Below are 16380 nucleotides of genomic sequence, written 5' to 3'. Positions count from 1 at the left end.
GACACGCGGTATCCGTAGGAATTTCTCAAAACTTTAGAACAAACCGCTGCCATTTGGTCCTGTTGCCGACGCCACACTCAGGGCGGATCACTACGCGCGACGGCTTATCTTCGTGGGCGCGCGCCCTGTCGACGCCCTCACGACAATCTTGTCATGCGGAATGATGACGCTCGTAGTCGCAGGGGTAACGCCAGTCAAAATGTCAACGAGCATCGCCACTGACTCGTAGCCCAGTCGGTCAAGCGGATACAAGACCGAAGTTACAGCCGGGTTTAAGAGTTCCGCCACAGGGCCGTCATAGAAGCTTGCGACTGACAGGTCTTTGGGCACATTAAACCCCTGCCGATGTGCTTCATGAATCGCACCTGCTGCAACCAAATGGTTTGTCGCAAAGATCGCGGTGGGACGGTTCGCAAGCGATAGAAGCGTGCTGGCGCCTCTTTCTCCGCCATCACGGTCGTAACCCGAGTCGATAGCCAGGCCTGGATCGAAGGGCAGGCCCGCCTCTTTCAACGCAGCTTTATAGCCGGCAAGACGACGAGTACCGAGATAGCGTCGCAATCCGCCCAAAAAACCAATGCGTTTATGTCCCAGTTCGATCAGGTGCCTGACGATCGCGGTGACGCCTCGGACATCATCCAGCACGACGTGCGGATGCGATTCGTCAAGATACCGATTAACCAGGACTGACGGGGCCCCCAACGTTTTTACCGCCGCGAGTTGCTCTTTTTCCTGCGTCCCCGTCGAAATCAAGAATCCGTCAACCTGGTTGCGCGCCAAAATCCGTGAGGGAAGTTGCGGGTCGTCACCTTCTTCTCCAATGCCCCCAAGCAGCATTGAATAGCCACGCTCTCGTGCCGCTTTTTGCGCCCCCAAGATGATGGCGGTAAACGCTGGACTGTTGATTTCCGGGACAATCATTGCAATGGTCCCGGAACGGGACATTCTCAGGCCACGGGCCTGAGGGTTGGGCGAATATCCCAGCTCTGCGATGGTTCGCCGTACATGCGTTTTCGTTTCTTCCCGTACGTTCAGAGTCGGATCGTTGTTCAAAATTCGCGACACCGCGCCCACCGAAACACCCGTGGCTTTCGCGACGTCCGAAATAGTCACCCTCTTCCCGGCCATTATCTGTTTCCCGTTTCATGAACCGGCGAGCAGTCAACAGACCGAGCGACCGGCGAAACCAAGATAATAGCTCGTAGCCTGACTGCCATAAATCCAAACCAGCGCGCTCCACGGCTGCTACGCTCCCCCTCCCAGGTAATCCCACGCTGAAAGCGCGTGGGTCTTGACTACGGCAATGAACTCATCAATCAGCACCGACTCATCCGGCGCAGCCATACGGGTGGGCGCTGGCCCATAGATATAAGCGGGCACATTCTTGTATCGCCAAAACTTGCAGTCAGTCGCACCGAGCGAGGGGATAGCCAGCGGTTTCGTCCCCGTGATGCTCCGGGCGTTTTCCGCCAGGATTCCGACCATCCGATGGTCGTGCGCACATGAATTGGACGGATTGCTCGCGGCTTCTTGTACAGACACCTCCACCTGTGGGTAATCTCTCAGGATGCCGAGGATGAGGTCCATGACAGTAGCTGCATCAAGCCCGATCGGCAGGCGAATGTCTGCTTCAAAAACACAGGACGCCGGAATCATGTTGACCTTCAATCCGCCATGGACCGTACCGATATTGAGCGTCGGGCGCGCCAGAATCTTGCCGGCGCCCGCACCCATCGCTCGATCAGCAGCCGCCTGTACGTCGGCCTGAGCCAGGTAGGAGGCGAGTGACGCAGGGAGAGCCGGCATGATGTTTTCGATTACGGAGAGCTTCATGATGAGACTAGCAGCGATGCGACTCGCACTTTCCGTTTTGTGCACGTAGGCGCCATGGGCACCTGCGGTTCGAACGGTAAACGTCAATCTCAAGGTTCCCTTTTCAGCGAATCTGATCGTACCGACGCCACCCGGCTCGGCGTTCAGCATACAGTCTCCATGCCAGCGCGTGTCGTTATCCAGAAGCCATTTGCTTCCCCAGCGACCACCCGTTTCTTCGTCCGACACAGCCGTCAGTCCCAAGCTGCCCGCAAGTGCGTGCCGATACTCGTGCAAATAGCTGAACGCAATGACAGATGCGGCTGTGCCCGCCTTCATGTCGCAGGCGCCTCGACCATGGACCTGCCCCTCCTCAATGTCTCCCGACCAAGGATCCTTGGTCCAACCCTCTGCATTCCCGACCGGGAATACGTCCATATGGCCGTTCAAAATCAAACGTCGTCCATCGCGCGGTCCGTGAAACTCGCTGACGACATTTGGCATGTCTGCCTTGGGCGCGACGATGGAGCTCTGAACTCCGCGCCGCAACAGATAGGCGCTCACAACAGAGGCGACGTCTCGTGTGTCGCCGGGCGGATTGGGAGACGGTTTCCTGATGAACTCTTGAAGGAATGCCACATGCGAACGACGGTCCGCCTCGATTGATGCCAGCAGTTCTGATTTAGTCATTTTCACTCTGTAGTAAAACGATTTACTCAAAAAATTTACCCTAGCCGAGCAGAAACGTCAAGATGCATTGGTATAGGCATCGCAAGAAATATTTACGCAGTATTCCTAATGCATTATCCAGAAGCGCAAAATTTTTATCAAATTCATGCATGGCGTCGTCAACGATCCGTCATCGCGGCGTGCTCCGCAGTCTAGCGACGATTCGATGAAAAAAATCATAAAAACGCATCAGTAAAACCATTTACCTAAAACAGGTTATTTCTGGCAGCATTCCCTGTCAAGTGACAATTGCGTCCTCCTCGGGTACAAATTTTCAGAGGGATGGGTGCCAAGGGCCAGCGAAGGTTGACAAGTAACGTGCTTGCGAGAACGCCGCAACAAGACGGTCGTTGTGCTGCAAGCGTCGTCCTGACCTGTCAGGTTTTCCCTGAAAACCTCGAATTTCCGTTGACTTTTGTTTTTGTGTTTTGTACCGTAATTGCCGTGGTAAAACGATTTACTTGCATAGTCATCAATCAGCCGAAACCTGCCCGGAATGTCCGCGGTCGGCCTGTCGTTGAAGAATGAAAAATCCTGTTGGCTACATGAGAGAGCTATGTTAACTGCAGCGAACGAAGGTCAGAGGATGAACAATCCAGAAGATTTCAGCGACATTTCGCACTTCGAGCATGTCCGCCGACGATACTACGGGCGGTATTTCGCCTCCGTCGTTATCGTTGCGATTGCGGCGTGGATTGTCATGGCGTTTGCGCGCGGCCAGGTCGAGTGGTCATACGTTGCGCGATTTTTCACGGTTCGGTCAATCATGACCGGACTGGCAAACACGGTCTTGATGACGTTACTCGCAATGAGCCTTGGTGTGCTTATTGGGGTAACCGTCGCGGTCCTTCGCCTGTCTTCGAATCCCGTACTTCGAACAGTTGCATCAACCTACGTATGGTTTTTCCGAGGCACGCCGGTTCTGCTGCAGTTGTTGATCTGGTTCAATCTGGCGTTGGTTTTCCCGACCATCGGAATACATGGTTTATTCGAACTGCGCACGGTTGACGTAATGACACCGTTCCTGGCGGCTCTCCTCGGCCTCGGTATCAACCAGGGAGCCTATACCTCTGAAGTAGTCCGGGCAGGATTACTCTCAGTCGACCCCGGTCAGTATGAAGCCGCAAAGTCCATTGGCATGCCAAGGCTGCAAGCATTGCGTCGAATTGTGCTACCGCAGGCAATGCGGGTCATCGTGCCGCCAATCGGCAATGAGCTGATCGGCATGGTCAAACTCACGTCGTTAGCGAGCGTCGTTCAATACGCCGAAATAGTACATAGCGCGGAGAACATTTATTACGCGAACGCCCGAGTCATCGAACTGCTCATGGTCGCGGGCATCTGGTACCTCATCATCGTCACCATTCTGTCTGCAATTCAGGCACGCGTGGAGCGCCGTTTTGCGCGTGGCGCGGGCCGCACGCCGGCGAAGCAATGATATCGAAGGAAACATCATGAGCTCAATTGTAAAAGCGGTCGATCTCCGCAAATCATATGGTGATTTCGAGGCGCTTCAAGGCATCAATATCGAAATCAGGAAAGGCGAAGTGTTGTGCATAATCGGGCCGTCGGGCTCAGGGAAAAGCACGTTTCTCCGCTGCATCAATCAACTGGAGACAGTTGATGCAGGCGCGCTATGGGTGAACGATGAACTGGTTGGCTACCGCCGCGTTGAACGCAAGCTCTATGAGCTTTCGGAGAAACAGATAGCGCACCAACGCCTCGCTACGGGAATGGTGTTCCAACGCTTCAATCTGTTTCCGCACATGACCGTGCTTGAAAATGTGATCGAGGGGCCTGTCCAGGTGCTCAGGAAGGATCGAAATGTCGCGCAAGCGGAAGCACGCGCACTGCTCGATCGCGTCGGTCTGGGTCATAAATGTGATGCCTTTCCCGTTGAGCTTTCGGGCGGTCAGCAGCAACGTGTCGCGATCGCGCGGGCCTTGGCGATGCAGCCGCAATTGATGTTGTTTGATGAGCCTACATCGGCGCTCGACCCGGAGCTTGTTGGCGAGGTTCTGGCGGTCATGCGAGACCTCGCTCGAAGCGGCATGACCATGATAGTGGTGACGCATGAACTGGGGTTTGCTCGCGAAGTTGCTAACCGCGTGTTGTTTATGGATCAAGGACGTGTCATTGAAAGCGGCCTTCCTGACGAGATCCTGTCCAGGCCGCAGCACGCTCGCACGCAAGAATTCATTTCTGCGGTCCTCTCGTAACTTCAGCGGCCCAGCGCAATCAAGAAGCCGGGTTTAAATCGATCAAGGAAAATTTTATGGCTGGCCTTTGCCTTCAACGTGCGATTGCAGCTGTCGCAGCTGTCGCACTCCTTGCGCATTCGTATGCAGCTCACGCCCAAACACCGCAACCGCTTAAGAGCACGCTCATTGCCGGAACGACGCCTAAATATCCACCCTTCGAATCGAAGGACCCGGAGACAGACAAGATGATTGGCTTCGACATAGATATTGTCGAAGCGATTGCAGCAAAGATGGGTTCGAAAGTCGAATGGCAAGAGACAAATTTCGACCAGTTGTTAAGCTCGATCACCACACAGCGAACGGACCTTATCGTGGGTGGAATGGCTGATACGCCGGAGCGCGAGGCGAGCATCAGCTTCCTCGATTACCTCAAGCTAGGTTCTGTGTTCTACACGTTGAAGACCCAGGCTTCCAATTTCCCCAGCATGGCGGCCTTGTGCGGAAAGAAAGTAGGGACTGCTCGTCGAACGATATGGCCCGCAGCAATTGCAACCTGGAGCAACGAGCACTGCGTCAGGCAAGGCAAGCCGGCAATAGTCGTTATAGGCACGGATGGGTCCCCTGACACTCGCCTTCAGCTCAACCAAAACCGAGTGGATGCCGCAGTACAAGGCGCTCCAACGCTCCCTTATCAAAACAAAATGGAAAACGACCGGTATGTACAAATCGGCACGCCGTTTCTCCCACAGCTAATGGGGATGGGATTCTCGAAGACCAACCCTGCCTTTGGGGTCGCGCTCCAAAAGGCGTTCAACGGCATCATCGCCGACGGCACTTATCACAAGATACTTGTCAAGTGGGGGCTTGAAGGAAGCGCAGTCGATAAAGCAACCATCAATGGCAAGCAATAGCTCTGGCCAGCCCCGGCGACGCACACTCCCACCGCCGGAGCCCGTCGATCAAAATTCCTGCATGGTCGGACGAAGCACGATCTCGTTGATATCGACATCGCCCGGTTGCTCGATCGCGTAGGCAATCGCACGAGCGACCGAGTCAGCGGGAATCGCCTGCTGATAAAACTGCCCAACCACCTTCGCGCTCTCTTCGTGGGAGCTGCCGAGTTTCAATTCGGAGTCGACCGCGCCCGGCAGGATGATCGTGGTGCGGATCGACGCGCCGACTTCGTGGCGCAGCCCTTCGGAAATAGCGCGCACGGCAAACTTGGTGCCGCTATAGACAGTGCCGCCGGGGCTGAAGACCTTGATGCCCGCCACCGACGAAATGTTGATGAAGTGACCGCTGTCCTGCTTCTGGAATACCGGCAATGCGGCGGCGATCCCGTACAGCACACCCTTGATGTTGATGTCGATCATGCGTTCCCACTCGTCGACCTTCGTCTCCGACATGGGCGCGATCGCCATGAAGCCTGCGTTGTTGATCACTACATCCACGCGTCCGTAGGCACTCACTGCCCGATCGACCAGCGCCTGGACATCTGCGCGGCGGGTCACATCGGCAGCCAATACCTCGACCTTGCCGCCCGCTGCGCGCAACTCGGCGGCAATGCTTTCGAGCCGGTCGAGACGACGCGCACCCAATACGAGCGCGGCCCCTTTCGCCGACAAATGACGCGCCGTTGCTTCACCGAGCCCGCTGCTCGCGCCGGTGATGACAACGACCTTACCTTCAATTCCATTGCTGACGTTATGGCTCATTGCTGACATGCTCCTGTGTTCCTGAGGGGCGAAGGCCCCCGCGACAGAAGATAGTATGGGAATCGCGAATCAACCATTCAATGGAAATGATACGATTTCATAATTCCAATTTATGGAATCAAACCCAGGAACCCGCCATGCAGAATCGCCTTGAAATGTTGCGCATCTATTGTGCGGCCGTTGAAGCGCAAAGCTTCAAGGAAGCGGCTACCCGGCTGGGAATCTCGCCCCAGGCAATTACGCGCGCCGTTCAGGAAGCGGAAGCGCTGGTGGGAGAAATCCTCTTCCACCGCAACACCCGGCGGGTGCGCGCCACGCAAGCAGGAGAAGCATTTGCGCTGCGGGCGCGCGAACTCGTGCAGCAAACGGATGATCTGTTAAGACCGAAGGACAGCGGGATCGATGCCGAGATCGCCGGCCTCGTCCGGCTGACCGCTCCCAAGTCCATCGGCGAACGTTTTCTCATGCCCGGGCTTACCCGTCTTGCCGAGAAACATCCCGGCATCACGCTCGACCTGCGTTTATCCGACGCCATCACCGACCCCATCGCGGAGCAGATCGATATTGGGGTGCGGATCGGTTTCATGCGAGACAGCCGCTTCGTGGTCCGCCCTGCGTCGCGGGTAGGCTTCTCCGTCATTGCCAGCCCCAAGCTGATCGCCCGTGTGGGCCAACCCGCGGATCTGGCTGAGCTTGCACTGCTGCCGTCGACGGGGTTCATCGACAGGAACACCGGGCGCGTGTGGCCCTGGCAGTTTTCCAACGGGCAGGAAATGACGCCGACGAATCTCACGTTCCAGACGGACGATGGAGAATGCGAGTGCCGTGCCGTAGTGGCGGGGCTGGGCTTTGGGCAGATCGTGAGTTATCTCGCGCTGCCCCCGCTGCACGCGGGCAAGGTGATAAGCGTGCTGGATGACGTTGCGCCGGAGCCGTGGCCGGTCTACGTCTATAGGCCACAGCGAGGACCGGTGCCCGCGCGCATACGGCTTGTATTCGACACCGTGCTGGCGGCGCTGGAGAAATCCGAGTTGCAGCACGGGCCTTACGTGTCGGGCTGACAGTCTGGCTAACGTCACGCCCCGAGCGTCAAGCGACGTATCTGCGAGGAATAAAAAAAAGGCGCCGTGCGAACACGACGCCTTAAATTCTAGCTCCGAGGGGAGGGCTAGAACTGAGAGCCGGCTTACAACTCAACCTCCCCGGCGCATGGGCCGCTGAAGGTTCTACAAACTTGCCGCCTATACCGCGTGCCCGCGTGCGGCGGTGTAACAGTCAGGGTCAGTGGATCACACCGAAAAAAGCATGAACGGCGTCGTCCGGTGTCAGACCAACGTCGAAGTAACCTTGAAGACGGTCCGCGGTTGTGTCGTCAAGCACGAACGGCGGGTCGATGAACCGCGCGGCGACAGCCTGGTCGTACCAGACGCTGATCCAGCCACTAAGCTCAGCCACATCTTCCTGTTGTTGCAGCCCCGATTTGTTATCCATGCGTTTCTCCGCAGAACTCACCAAGGGTCATCAAGCTGCCACCCGGACAGCCTTCGTCAAAGCCTTCCCAGTCTGCGGGATTACTTGCCAGCAACCATCGTGATGAAAGAACACCGAGCGCGGGGCAGCAGACGGATCATTGCGCCCATGCAGCCTAAGCACAACCGCTCTGCCCCGCCATGAAAATACTAAACAAACAGACTAGCACCGTGAACCACGGCAGCCTTTGCCGGCCACTATTGTTCCTTGCTAAAGACCTAAGGATCGGCCGTTACCAGCGCACTCCCCATACCGTATCGCATGACATCATGCTATCTGGTTCCGATCTAATTTTCAGTCGGCGGAAGCGGAATTTGATCTAGGAATATCCTGCAATGACTATAAGGATTTCCTGACAAGGCAATCATGCAGGTTGAGGCGGTGAGCCCCTCACTCTGTCACCAGGCCGTGCCTGACGGCATAACGAATCACTTCCGAATTATTATTGAGCCCGAGCTTCTGCATGAGCCGCATCTTGTGCGTGCTGATGGTCTTTGCACTCAGCGACAACGCGTCGGCAATGTCATTGATGCTGTTACCCGCCGCCAGCATCTGCAGCACCTGGAACTCGCGGTCGGAGAGAATCTCGTGCGGCGGCCCGTCGCTGGAAGGTGAGTCAAAAACAATTGCGTCGACCAGCTTCGGGTCAATGAAGCGCCCGCCCGCCGCCAACTTCCGGATAGCGGCGAGCAGGACTTCGAGGTCGCTGTCCTTGGTCACATAGCCCGTCGCACCCGCGCGTAACGCCCGCGATACCACCTGTCCCTCATTGTGAATGCTCAACACCAGGATCGGCAACGTGGGCTGCTCGGCCCGCACGCGCCGGATCAGGTCCACGCCGCTGATGCCCGGCATGGTCATATCGAGCAATAGCAGGTCCACGCGGCAAGCTCGCAGCTTGTCCACGACTTCGGACCCATGCGCGGCTTCACCGACCACGGCAATATCGGTCGTCGTAGCCACGATCTGCTTCAGCCCGCTTCTTACGATCGCGTGGTCATCCGCAATAAAAATACTAATCATCGTTCCCGTCCGCCACCCAGAGGCAAATTGATTGAAACCATGGTTCCGGCGCCCGGCGCACTGTCCACGTGCAACGTCCCGCCGATCAGGCGTGCCCGCTCGCTCATGCCCAGCAAGCCATAGGAGAAAGCGCTTTGCGCCGACTCCGGCTCAAAGCCCTGACCGTCGTCGCTCACCCGGAGATCGAGTGCCTGATCGGTGCTGACAAGCGTTACGGCCACGCGCGACGCACCGGCATGCCGCGATACATTCGTCAGCGATTCCTGGACAATGCGGAACACGGCGGTTGCATCGGTGTCCGCCAGACTCGGTTCACCGCCGCGCACAACCAGTTGGCAAGGCATGCCGTTGCGCCGGCTGAAGTCTTCAGCTAGCCACTCCAAGGCCGACACAATACCGAAGTTGAGCGCCGCCGGTCGTAAATGGCTCGCGACGTTGCGCACCATCCAGATGGTTTTCTCCACCAGCTCGCGGATGTCGTTTATCTTCCGGGTAGCTTCCGCGTCCGCGACAACACGCATCTTGAGCAGTGCAACATCCATTTTCAGCGCGGTGAGCAACTGCCCCAGTTCGTCATGAATCTCCAACGCTATACGACGCCGCTCCTCTTCCCGGATTGCTTCCAGATACGCCGACAACTCGCGCAATTGCTCGCGCGACGCCAGCAGTTCCTCCTCGGTACGCTTCCTCTCGGTGATGTCCTGGACGGTGCCGACAATACCCCATGACAGCCCCTCTCGCGCATCCACGAGTTCTGCCTGAAGCCGGACGATGCGGGTCGTCCCGTCCGGACTCATGATGCGATGGTCGATGCCGAAGGGCTGACCCTTCGCGAGCAGTTCACGAACCGCGCGCCGGACAGTAGCATGGTCGTCGGGATGAGCCAGCGCGAGATAGGTGCTATAGCACGGCTTCACGACCGAGGGCTCCAGACCAAGAATGCGGTAGACCTCGGACGACCAGTGCGTCACCTCGCTATCGCGATCCCATGCCCAGTCGCCGAGGCGCGCCAGGCGCTGCGCGTTGGCGAGGCTCGCTTCGCTTGCACGCAGTTTCTCGTCGGCCTTCCTGCGCGCCGTAATGTCATAAAGCCCCACGTAAATAGCGGGAACGTCACCGTAGGTCGCCGCCCGTGCGTTCGCCACGGCCCAGAACGTGGTGCCGTCCGCCCGCCTGAAACTCAGCTCGGCATTGCGCAGACATCCATCCTCACGCAGATGACACACCAGTTGGTCACGTTCCCCTGGCGAAGCGTAAAAGTCGACAATGTTGCCAAGAGCAGATTGTGTCGTGTCGAGCGCAAAGAGTTCGCGCAGCGGCTGGTTCATGTACAGGATGTCGCCTTCGGGCATGGACGTGATGCACAACGGCACCGGGCTCGTCTCCACAATCGCGCGAAACCGCGCCTCGCTTTCTTTCAGCCGCGCCTCCACGCCCCGGCGTTCGATAATCTCCAGGTTGAGGCTGACATTGGCCCGCGCCAACTCCTCGGTGCGTTGCGCTACCCGCGCTTCAAGTTCGTCGCGCGCATCGCTCAAGGCTTTTTGGGTTTTTTCGCGTGCGGCAATTTCATGCTGCAACTGCATGTTCCGCGTAACAAGTTGCCGCTGCAGCGTGCGCAACGCCAGATGCGTGCCAATACGGGCCACGACCTCGTCAACCCGGATCGGCTTGGTCACATAGTCCACGCCGCCCGCGGCAAGCCCTTCGACGACGTCGGCGGCCGAGGACATCGACGTCATGAAGATCACCGGAATATCGCTGGTGTCGCTGCTTGCCTTCAGCCGCCGGCAGGTTTCGTAGCCGTCTATGCCGGGCATCTTGACGTCGAGCAGGATGAGATCGGGTTGCGAGAACGCCGCGCGTTCCAGCGCTTCCAGACCGTCGAGCGCCACGAGTACGCGAAAGCCCTGCGCCTCCAGGCTCTCCACCACGACGCTCAAATTGGCGGGCATGTCGTCCACGATCAGGACTGCAGGCGGTTCCACCTTCGCGAGTGCAGGGTCAATAGTCGTGTCATTCATGACGCGTGCCCCCCTTCAAGATGCCGCTCGACGAATTGCACGATCGCCCTGGTCCGGTAGTTCTTCGCGAGCGAGCGCAATTCAGCAGCGAACGCGCTGTAACGCTCGTCGAGTGCCGTGATGCGTTCGGCCCACAACACGATTTCTCGCATGTTGCCCTGGCGCGCAAGCCGATGCAGGTCATGCATCTCATGCGAAGGCACAGCCGGGAATGGCATCGCCGCAGGCTGCGCCAGCGGTAGCCCAAGCGGCGCATAAGTCCAGGCGAGCGAGAGCAGCGCGGCAACCTGCGTGAGCAGCGTGTCGAGGCGGATGGGTTTCGCCACGAACGCATCGGCGCCGGCGGTCAGGCTGCGCTTTTCGTCACCGCCCGTCGCGCTGGCAGAGACGGCGATGATCGGCACGCCGGTAAAATCCGGCAGCAGCCGCAAGCGGCGCATGGTTTCGAGCCCGTCCATCTCGCGCATCACGATGTCGGTCAGGACCAGCGACGGGCGCTTCGCCCGCGCTATCTCCAGCGCCTCCTGACCGCTGGCCGCTTCAATCATGTCGAAACCGATCTGCCCCAGCATGTCGACCACGACCGCGCGGTTGGTGGGCACGTCGTCGATGACCAGCACGCTCCTGCGTGCTCCCGTGTAGCCGGTCACCACCCACGCGGCATGCGTGTCTGCCGACACGAACGGTACCGGCACCGGCACTGCTTCGAGGTCGAACCAGAAGGTACTGCCCTCGCCTTTGCAACTCTCGACCAGGATGTCGCTTCCCATCGAGCGCATGAGTTGCCGGCTGATGCCAAGCCCAAGCCCGGCGCCTCCACGATGCCGTTGTTCATCGCCGGTTTGCTCGAAGGGTTCGAAGATCAGCTCGCGTTGCGTTTCGCCAATGCCGATCCCCGTGTCTTCCACCGAGAAGCGGATCCGGCCATCCAGCAAGGGGGCCACGCGCAAGCTCACGTAGCCGCTGTCGGTGAACTTCACTGCGTTTGCCAGCAGGTTGAGCAGTACCTGGCGCAACCGCCGTTCATCGGCACGCACAGCGTTGGGCGCGTCGCGCGCCGCATCGCACATGAAGACAAGCTGCTTTTGCTCGGCCTTCACGCGAATGATTTCCTCGACGTCGCCCAGCAGTCCGCGAAGCGGCACCGCAACAATATCGAACGGCATTTTGCCGGCCTCGATCTTGGCGATATCGAGAATGTCGTTGATCAGCGCAAGCAGATGTTCGCCGCTGCGTTGAATCACGCCGAGCCCGTCCCGCTGGCGCTCGCTGAGCGCGCGGTCCCGGCCGAGGACCTGGGCGTACCCCAGGATGCCGTTGAGCGGCGTGCGCAATTCATGGCTCATGTTGGCAAGGAATTCGGATTTCGCGCGATTGGCCGCCTCGGCGGTGCGCCGGGCTTCGCGGCCCTCGGCCGCTTCCCGCTCGTCGTTATAGGCGCGATGAAGGCGTGCGCACATGGAGTCGAACGCGGCCACTACGCGTTCGAGTTCGTCCGGACGGCGTGGCCTGCGGCGCTGCAGCGTGAAGGCTTGCGGCGCCTGCCGGAAGTCGTAACCTTCGACGCGCCGCGCCACCGCGGCGAGATGGCGCGTGACGAGCCGCGAGAAAATATAGATGGTAAAGAGCGACACCAGAAACGTATTGGCGCCCTGGCTCAGCAGGATCACCAATGCCGTCCTGAAGAGATCGTCGTACAGGTTGGTGAGGGTCGCCTCGACGCGCAGCGTGCCGATTGATTCCTCATGACCCTGGATGCGATACACAATCGGATAACTGCGCACGATGACCGGGCCTTTCGAATGGGTTCCGGCGGCGACCACCATGGAGCTGTCGCTGGCAATGACCTCGGTGACCTCGGCTAGCCGGATGTCCGGCAGATGCAGAATACCTTCGAGCTGGAGCTCCAGCTGCGGCCGGTCGAGCCGCCAGAGCGCCTCGCCCAGGCTGCCGCGATAACTGCCATCGATCTCCGCAAGCCGGCTTTCGATAAGCATCACCCCCCGGTGATAATCGCGATACAGTTGAAGTGCCGTCAGCGTGAGCGTGACCATGCAACTGAACAGGAAAACGGTAGCGAGTAGTCGCATCACAACACTGCTGCGGTGGCGACCGACGAGGTCACATAGCCCGCCAAACGTATTAAGCGCCATATTCCTCAGACCACCCTTGGGTTCCAGACCCACCTATTCTGCGCGCTCTGAGAGCGGTGGTCTAACGCTGGTCTGCCAACAACAGGAATTCAAGGGGAATGCCGGCTGTCACCGGAATCGGGCCACGGCGGCAACCTGCCGGCGCCCCGTGCTTGGGAGAGGACCATGCGTACTATCCTCATGGCATGGCTAACCGCGCTCGCCTTGACTTCCACGGTTTGCGCGCAGGATATCGTGAGACCGCTGAAGTCCGAAGAATTCCGGGTTCGTTATGCGTATGCGTTCGAATTGCTGAACGAAGTGCTGCGACGAACGACGCCGCAATACGGCCCTTACGTCGAGCTAGCCTATACGGACGACATCTCCGTTGCGCGCTCGCACCTGGAAGCGATCAAGGGAAAGCGGATCAACATCATGATCAGCGACGTGGGCCACAAGGAACTGGATGAGGGGATGATTCCCATCCCTTTTCCTATCGACAAGGGTTTGCTTGGCTACCGCGTGGCGCTGATTTCAAAGGACAGTCAGGCGAAAATAGCCCTGGTCCAGACGCTGGATCAATTCCACGCGCTCTCGGTCGGCCAGGGCGCGTTATGGGGCGATGTACGCGTGTACGAGTACAACCACATCACGGTAAGGACTGCCGAGACCTATGAGTCGCTGTTTCTCATGCTGACGCATGGGCGCTTCGACATGTTTCCACGCGGCGTCACGGAGGCGCCAGGAGAGCTTGCCGCCTACCAGGGGCGTTATCCCACTCTTGCGATCGAGCAGCATTTGCTGATCAAGTATCCGTTCGCCCAGTGCTTCTACGTCAGCAAATCCGATCCGCGTCTTGCAACCCGCATTAACGACGGCCTGGAACAAATGGAGCGCGACGGTAGTTTTGACGCCTTCTTCAACCGCCATTTCGCCGAGCAACTATCCGAACTCAAGCTGCAGACGAGAACGGTCATCGAACTCAAGAATCCGTTCTTGCCGCCGTGGGTGCCCTATGCACGCAAAGAGCTATGGTTCGATCCGGCAAAGCCGTACTAACTTCGACGTCGCCCATGCGCGGTCGCGGCTATGGCGAACCAGCGCACGATCTTTTGGGCTATACACCTGCAGGTCGTCAATGCATTGTTTTAGTTCGACCAGCAGTCCCTCCTGCTCCTTATCCAGGACGCTGCCATGCAATTCCTGAAGTGCACCCAGGGTAGTGCAAAGTTGTCTGATCGAGGCAGCGTCCACGCTGATCAGCGGCCAGCAACGCAGCAGGAAGGTCAGGGAGATGACGTTCCGGGTGTCGCACCACGAATCGAACAGGCGCAGGCAGATAGCGTCTATTTGTTCGGTGGCAGGCTTGGAGTCGGAAGAATCGGCGCTCATCGCAGGTAGCGGAGGGCAAGGAGTCTTGGGTAGAGCGATCCTAAAACAGGAACCAAGATTTAGAAATCGGGAAACCCTCGAAAATTGCTAAGAAAGTGCTGCTGCCCGCCTAGGGGAATCCTGACTTGAGCACGGCATCTTGGGCCGACCATTACCCCATGTTATGGGTACTCAAACAATTGCGGCATTGCCACCTCAAAAATGGCCCCCTATATTTTCCCCATGCCAGCCGTGCGTGCCCTGCCTTGCATTGCAACAGCGCTTGCCTGTGCGTGCGAGTCTGAACCAACGGCATGGCCGGGAGATGACATTACATTGATCGCGCGACTGACTTCATATCCTGACTTCATATCTACACGCAAGCCACACCGACTCCAAAACCCGCAGCCGATTCACTTAACCACCAGGACCGCCGTCGATGAGAAACCTGTCGCTTCGCCCCGTCGCACTGTCGCTGCTAATTAGTCTTGCTTCGAGCGGACCCGCGTTCGCCGCGGGACAGATCACGTTCGTGTCACAAGGCGGCAGTTATCAGGAAGCCCAGACCAAGGCTATTCTCGATCCCGCCGCGAAGCTGCTCGCGATCACGGTCAACCAGGACAGCATCCCCGACGCATGGCCCGCGATCAAGGCGCAAGGCGCGACCGGCAAACCGATCTGGGACGTAGTGGATACCCCAACGTCGAACTGTTTGCGCGGCGGCCGTGAAGGCTTGCTCGAGAAGCTGGATTTTTCGAAACTACCGAACGCAGCCTCTATGCCGGAGCAGTACCGCACGCCCTATTCGGTTGCCTACGAGTTCTATTCCACAGTAATCGGCTACAACAAGAAGACGCTCAAGAAAGTGCCGCAAAGCTGGGGGGATTTCTGGAACGTAAAGACGTTCCCCGGCACGCGGGCGCTTCGCAACGATCCGCAGACGGTGCTGGAGGCCGCGTTGCTGGCCGACGGCGTGCCGCGTGACAAGCTTTATCCCCTGGACGTGGACCGGGCCTTCAAGAAGCTTCAGCAGATCAAGCCGGACATTACCGTCTGGTGGACGTCGGGTGGCCAGTCGGCGCAGTTGCTGCACGACGGCGAAGTAGACATGGAGATGATCTGGAACGGCCGCGCTAGCGCCGTGCAAAAGGACAATCCGGATGTCGCTTTTACTTACAACGATGGCATCCTGCAGAACACGCAGTTGTGCATCCTGAAGAACGCTCCGAATCTGTCGACGGCGATCCAGTTCGTGAACGCGGCGGTGTCTCCTGACTTGCAGGCTAACCTGCCGCTTTACATCGACTATGGTCCGGGCAATCCGGCCGCATTCAAGACCGGCAAGATTACCGCCAAGCGTGCGAGCGAATTGCCGAGTTCGCCGGAGAATGCCGCCAAGCAGGCGTTGATGTCCGAGGAGTGGTGGGCGTCAGAACCCGGCATCCAGGCCAAGGCGCGGTGGCTCAAGTTCATGCAGTAAGCGGGGGATTTATTCGTTCGCACTCGGGGTTGGGGTTGTGGGTTCTGGGGGTGCAGGTTCTGGGGTTAGCGGTTGGGGTTAGTGCCGGGTTGCTGCTTTCAGCGTTAGTGGTCTGCGAGAGTCGGATATTCTCTTTATCACTATTAGCCACTGTGCGTGGCGGCACGTCATTTCTTGGTCCTTAGCGACAAAGAAACGAAGCAAAGAAAACGCTTTCAAACCGCACTACCCTAAGTGTCCACAGCGTGCAGTTTCTATTCATAGGTGCCCCAAAAGCACGGTGCTCGCCAGAGCGACGGATGTGTGAACCCCTCCTTCTCGCGAATCCTGACATGAACACGCTTCGCCACCAGTGCTCTCGGG

Annotated in this window: 14 protein-coding genes; 6 read left to right on the top strand and 8 right to left on the bottom strand. The window is 58.3% G+C overall.

Annotated elements, in window-relative coordinates; genetic code table 11:
• Positions 1-90: 90 nt before the first annotated feature.
• Positions 91-1113, bottom strand: coding sequence for a LacI family DNA-binding transcriptional regulator (locus AWB69_RS41290; protein ID WP_231937404.1), 1023 nt, complete (start codon positions 1111-1113; stop codon positions 91-93).
• Positions 1114-1245: 132 nt separating this feature from the next.
• Positions 1246-2502, bottom strand: coding sequence for a M20/M25/M40 family metallo-hydrolase (locus AWB69_RS41285; RefSeq protein WP_062092536.1), 1257 nt, complete (start codon positions 2500-2502; stop codon positions 1246-1248).
• 595 nt (positions 2503-3097) lie between these two features.
• Between AWB69_RS41285 and AWB69_RS41280 the strand changes: the two genes are divergently transcribed.
• The 3 genes from AWB69_RS41280 to AWB69_RS41270 are packed head-to-tail and all read left to right on the top strand — an operon-like array spanning position 3098 to position 5653.
• Complete coding sequence (locus tag AWB69_RS41280) at positions 3098-3979, top strand: amino acid ABC transporter permease (RefSeq protein WP_062092535.1); 882 nt, start codon at positions 3098-3100, stop codon at positions 3977-3979.
• A gap of 16 nt (positions 3980-3995) precedes the next feature.
• Entirely contained in the window at positions 3996-4760 is a 765-nt protein-coding gene (locus AWB69_RS41275) for an amino acid ABC transporter ATP-binding protein (protein WP_062092549.1), read from the top strand.
• Between the two features lie 56 nt (positions 4761-4816).
• A complete protein-coding gene (locus AWB69_RS41270; protein WP_062092534.1) occupies positions 4817-5653 on the top strand; it encodes an ABC transporter substrate-binding protein in 837 nt (278 codons plus the stop codon).
• A 48-nt stretch (positions 5654-5701) separates the two neighbouring features.
• Here the strand turns inward: AWB69_RS41270 and AWB69_RS41265 are convergent, their stop codons facing one another.
• A complete protein-coding gene (locus AWB69_RS41265) occupies positions 5702-6457 on the bottom strand; it encodes an SDR family oxidoreductase (protein WP_062092533.1) in 756 nt (251 codons plus the stop codon).
• Positions 6458-6594: 137 nt separating this feature from the next.
• Here AWB69_RS41265 and AWB69_RS41260 point away from each other — a divergent pair, with 137 nt between their 5' ends.
• Positions 6595-7518 carry a LysR family transcriptional regulator gene (locus AWB69_RS41260; protein ID WP_062092532.1) on the top strand — a complete coding sequence of 308 codons (924 nt, stop codon included), beginning with the start codon at positions 6595-6597 and terminating at the stop codon, positions 7516-7518.
• A 220-nt stretch (positions 7519-7738) separates the two neighbouring features.
• Here the strand turns inward: AWB69_RS41260 and AWB69_RS41255 are convergent, their stop codons facing one another.
• The 4 genes from AWB69_RS41255 to AWB69_RS41240 all read right to left on the bottom strand — a co-directional run bounded on the left by AWB69_RS41255 (position 7739) and on the right by AWB69_RS41240 (position 13124).
• Complete coding sequence (locus tag AWB69_RS41255; RefSeq protein ID WP_062092531.1) at positions 7739-7948, bottom strand: hypothetical protein; 210 nt, start codon at positions 7946-7948, stop codon at positions 7739-7741.
• Positions 7949-8377: 429 nt separating this feature from the next.
• Positions 8378-9010 carry a response regulator gene (locus AWB69_RS41250; RefSeq protein WP_062092530.1) on the bottom strand — a complete coding sequence of 211 codons (633 nt, stop codon included), beginning with the start codon at positions 9008-9010 and terminating at the stop codon, positions 8378-8380.
• Positions 9007-11034, bottom strand: coding sequence for a hybrid sensor histidine kinase/response regulator (locus tag AWB69_RS41245; protein WP_062092529.1), 2028 nt, complete (start codon positions 11032-11034; stop codon positions 9007-9009). Before AWB69_RS41245 ends, AWB69_RS41250 begins: the two co-directional genes overlap by 4 nt.
• On the bottom strand, positions 11031-13124 hold the full coding sequence (locus AWB69_RS41240) for an ATP-binding protein (protein WP_231937403.1): 2094 nt from the start codon (positions 13122-13124) through the stop codon (positions 11031-11033). The genes AWB69_RS41245 and AWB69_RS41240 overlap by 4 nt, the downstream gene beginning before the upstream one ends.
• Before the next feature lie 228 nt (positions 13125-13352).
• On the opposite strand from AWB69_RS41240, the gene AWB69_RS41235 reads away from it, so the two are divergent.
• Positions 13353-14225: a substrate-binding periplasmic protein gene (locus tag AWB69_RS41235; RefSeq protein ID WP_062092527.1), complete on the top strand. Its 873-nt coding sequence runs from the start codon at positions 13353-13355 to the stop codon at positions 14223-14225.
• Here the strand turns inward: AWB69_RS41235 and AWB69_RS41230 are convergent.
• The gene (locus tag AWB69_RS41230; protein ID WP_062092526.1) at positions 14196-14558 is read right to left on the bottom strand and encodes a hypothetical protein; all 363 of its coding nucleotides are present in this window, start codon (positions 14556-14558) and stop codon (positions 14196-14198) included. The genes AWB69_RS41235 and AWB69_RS41230 overlap by 30 nt on opposite strands.
• 418 nt (positions 14559-14976) lie before the next feature.
• Here AWB69_RS41230 and AWB69_RS41225 point away from each other — a divergent pair, with 418 nt between their 5' ends.
• Entirely contained in the window at positions 14977-16017 is a 1041-nt protein-coding gene (locus AWB69_RS41225) for an ABC transporter substrate-binding protein (RefSeq protein WP_062092525.1), read from the top strand.
• Positions 16018-16380: the final 363 nt, after the last annotated feature.

This window comes from Caballeronia udeis (assembly GCF_001544555.2).
Lineage (GTDB): Bacteria > Pseudomonadota > Gammaproteobacteria > Burkholderiales > Burkholderiaceae > Caballeronia > Caballeronia udeis.
Note: the sequence above shows the minus strand (reverse complement) of the source record. Positions and strands in the feature narration are given on the sequence as shown.

Bases quoted from the DNA above. Each gene is read 5' to 3' on its own strand.
- AWB69_RS41225 (WP_062092525.1), top strand. From the start codon at position 14,977: ATGAGAAACCTGTCGCTTCGCCCCGTCGCACTGTCGCTGCTAATTAGT.
- AWB69_RS41275 (WP_062092549.1), top strand. From the start codon at position 3,996: ATGAGCTCAATTGTAAAAGCGGTCGATCTCCGCAAATCATATGGTGAT.
- AWB69_RS41285 (WP_062092536.1), bottom strand. From the start codon at position 2,502: ATGACTAAATCAGAACTGCTGGCATCAATCGAGGCGGACCGTCGTTCG.
- AWB69_RS41245 (WP_062092529.1), bottom strand. From the start codon at position 11,034: ATGAATGACACGACTATTGACCCTGCACTCGCGAAGGTGGAACCGCCT.
- AWB69_RS41250 (WP_062092530.1), bottom strand. From the start codon at position 9,010: ATGATTAGTATTTTTATTGCGGATGACCACGCGATCGTAAGAAGCGGG.
- AWB69_RS41240 (WP_231937403.1), bottom strand. From the start codon at position 13,124: ATGCGACTACTCGCTACCGTTTTCCTGTTCAGTTGCATGGTCACGCTC.
- AWB69_RS41280 (WP_062092535.1), top strand. From the start codon at position 3,098: ATGTTAACTGCAGCGAACGAAGGTCAGAGGATGAACAATCCAGAAGAT.
- AWB69_RS41235 (WP_062092527.1), top strand. From the start codon at position 13,353: ATGCGTACTATCCTCATGGCATGGCTAACCGCGCTCGCCTTGACTTCC.
- AWB69_RS41265 (WP_062092533.1), bottom strand. From the start codon at position 6,457: ATGAGCCATAACGTCAGCAATGGAATTGAAGGTAAGGTCGTTGTCATC.
- AWB69_RS41255 (WP_062092531.1), bottom strand. From the start codon at position 7,948: ATGGATAACAAATCGGGGCTGCAACAACAGGAAGATGTGGCTGAGCTT.
- AWB69_RS41270 (WP_062092534.1), top strand. From the start codon at position 4,817: ATGGCTGGCCTTTGCCTTCAACGTGCGATTGCAGCTGTCGCAGCTGTC.
- AWB69_RS41260 (WP_062092532.1), top strand. From the start codon at position 6,595: ATGCAGAATCGCCTTGAAATGTTGCGCATCTATTGTGCGGCCGTTGAA.
- AWB69_RS41230 (WP_062092526.1), bottom strand. From the start codon at position 14,558: ATGAGCGCCGATTCTTCCGACTCCAAGCCTGCCACCGAACAAATAGAC.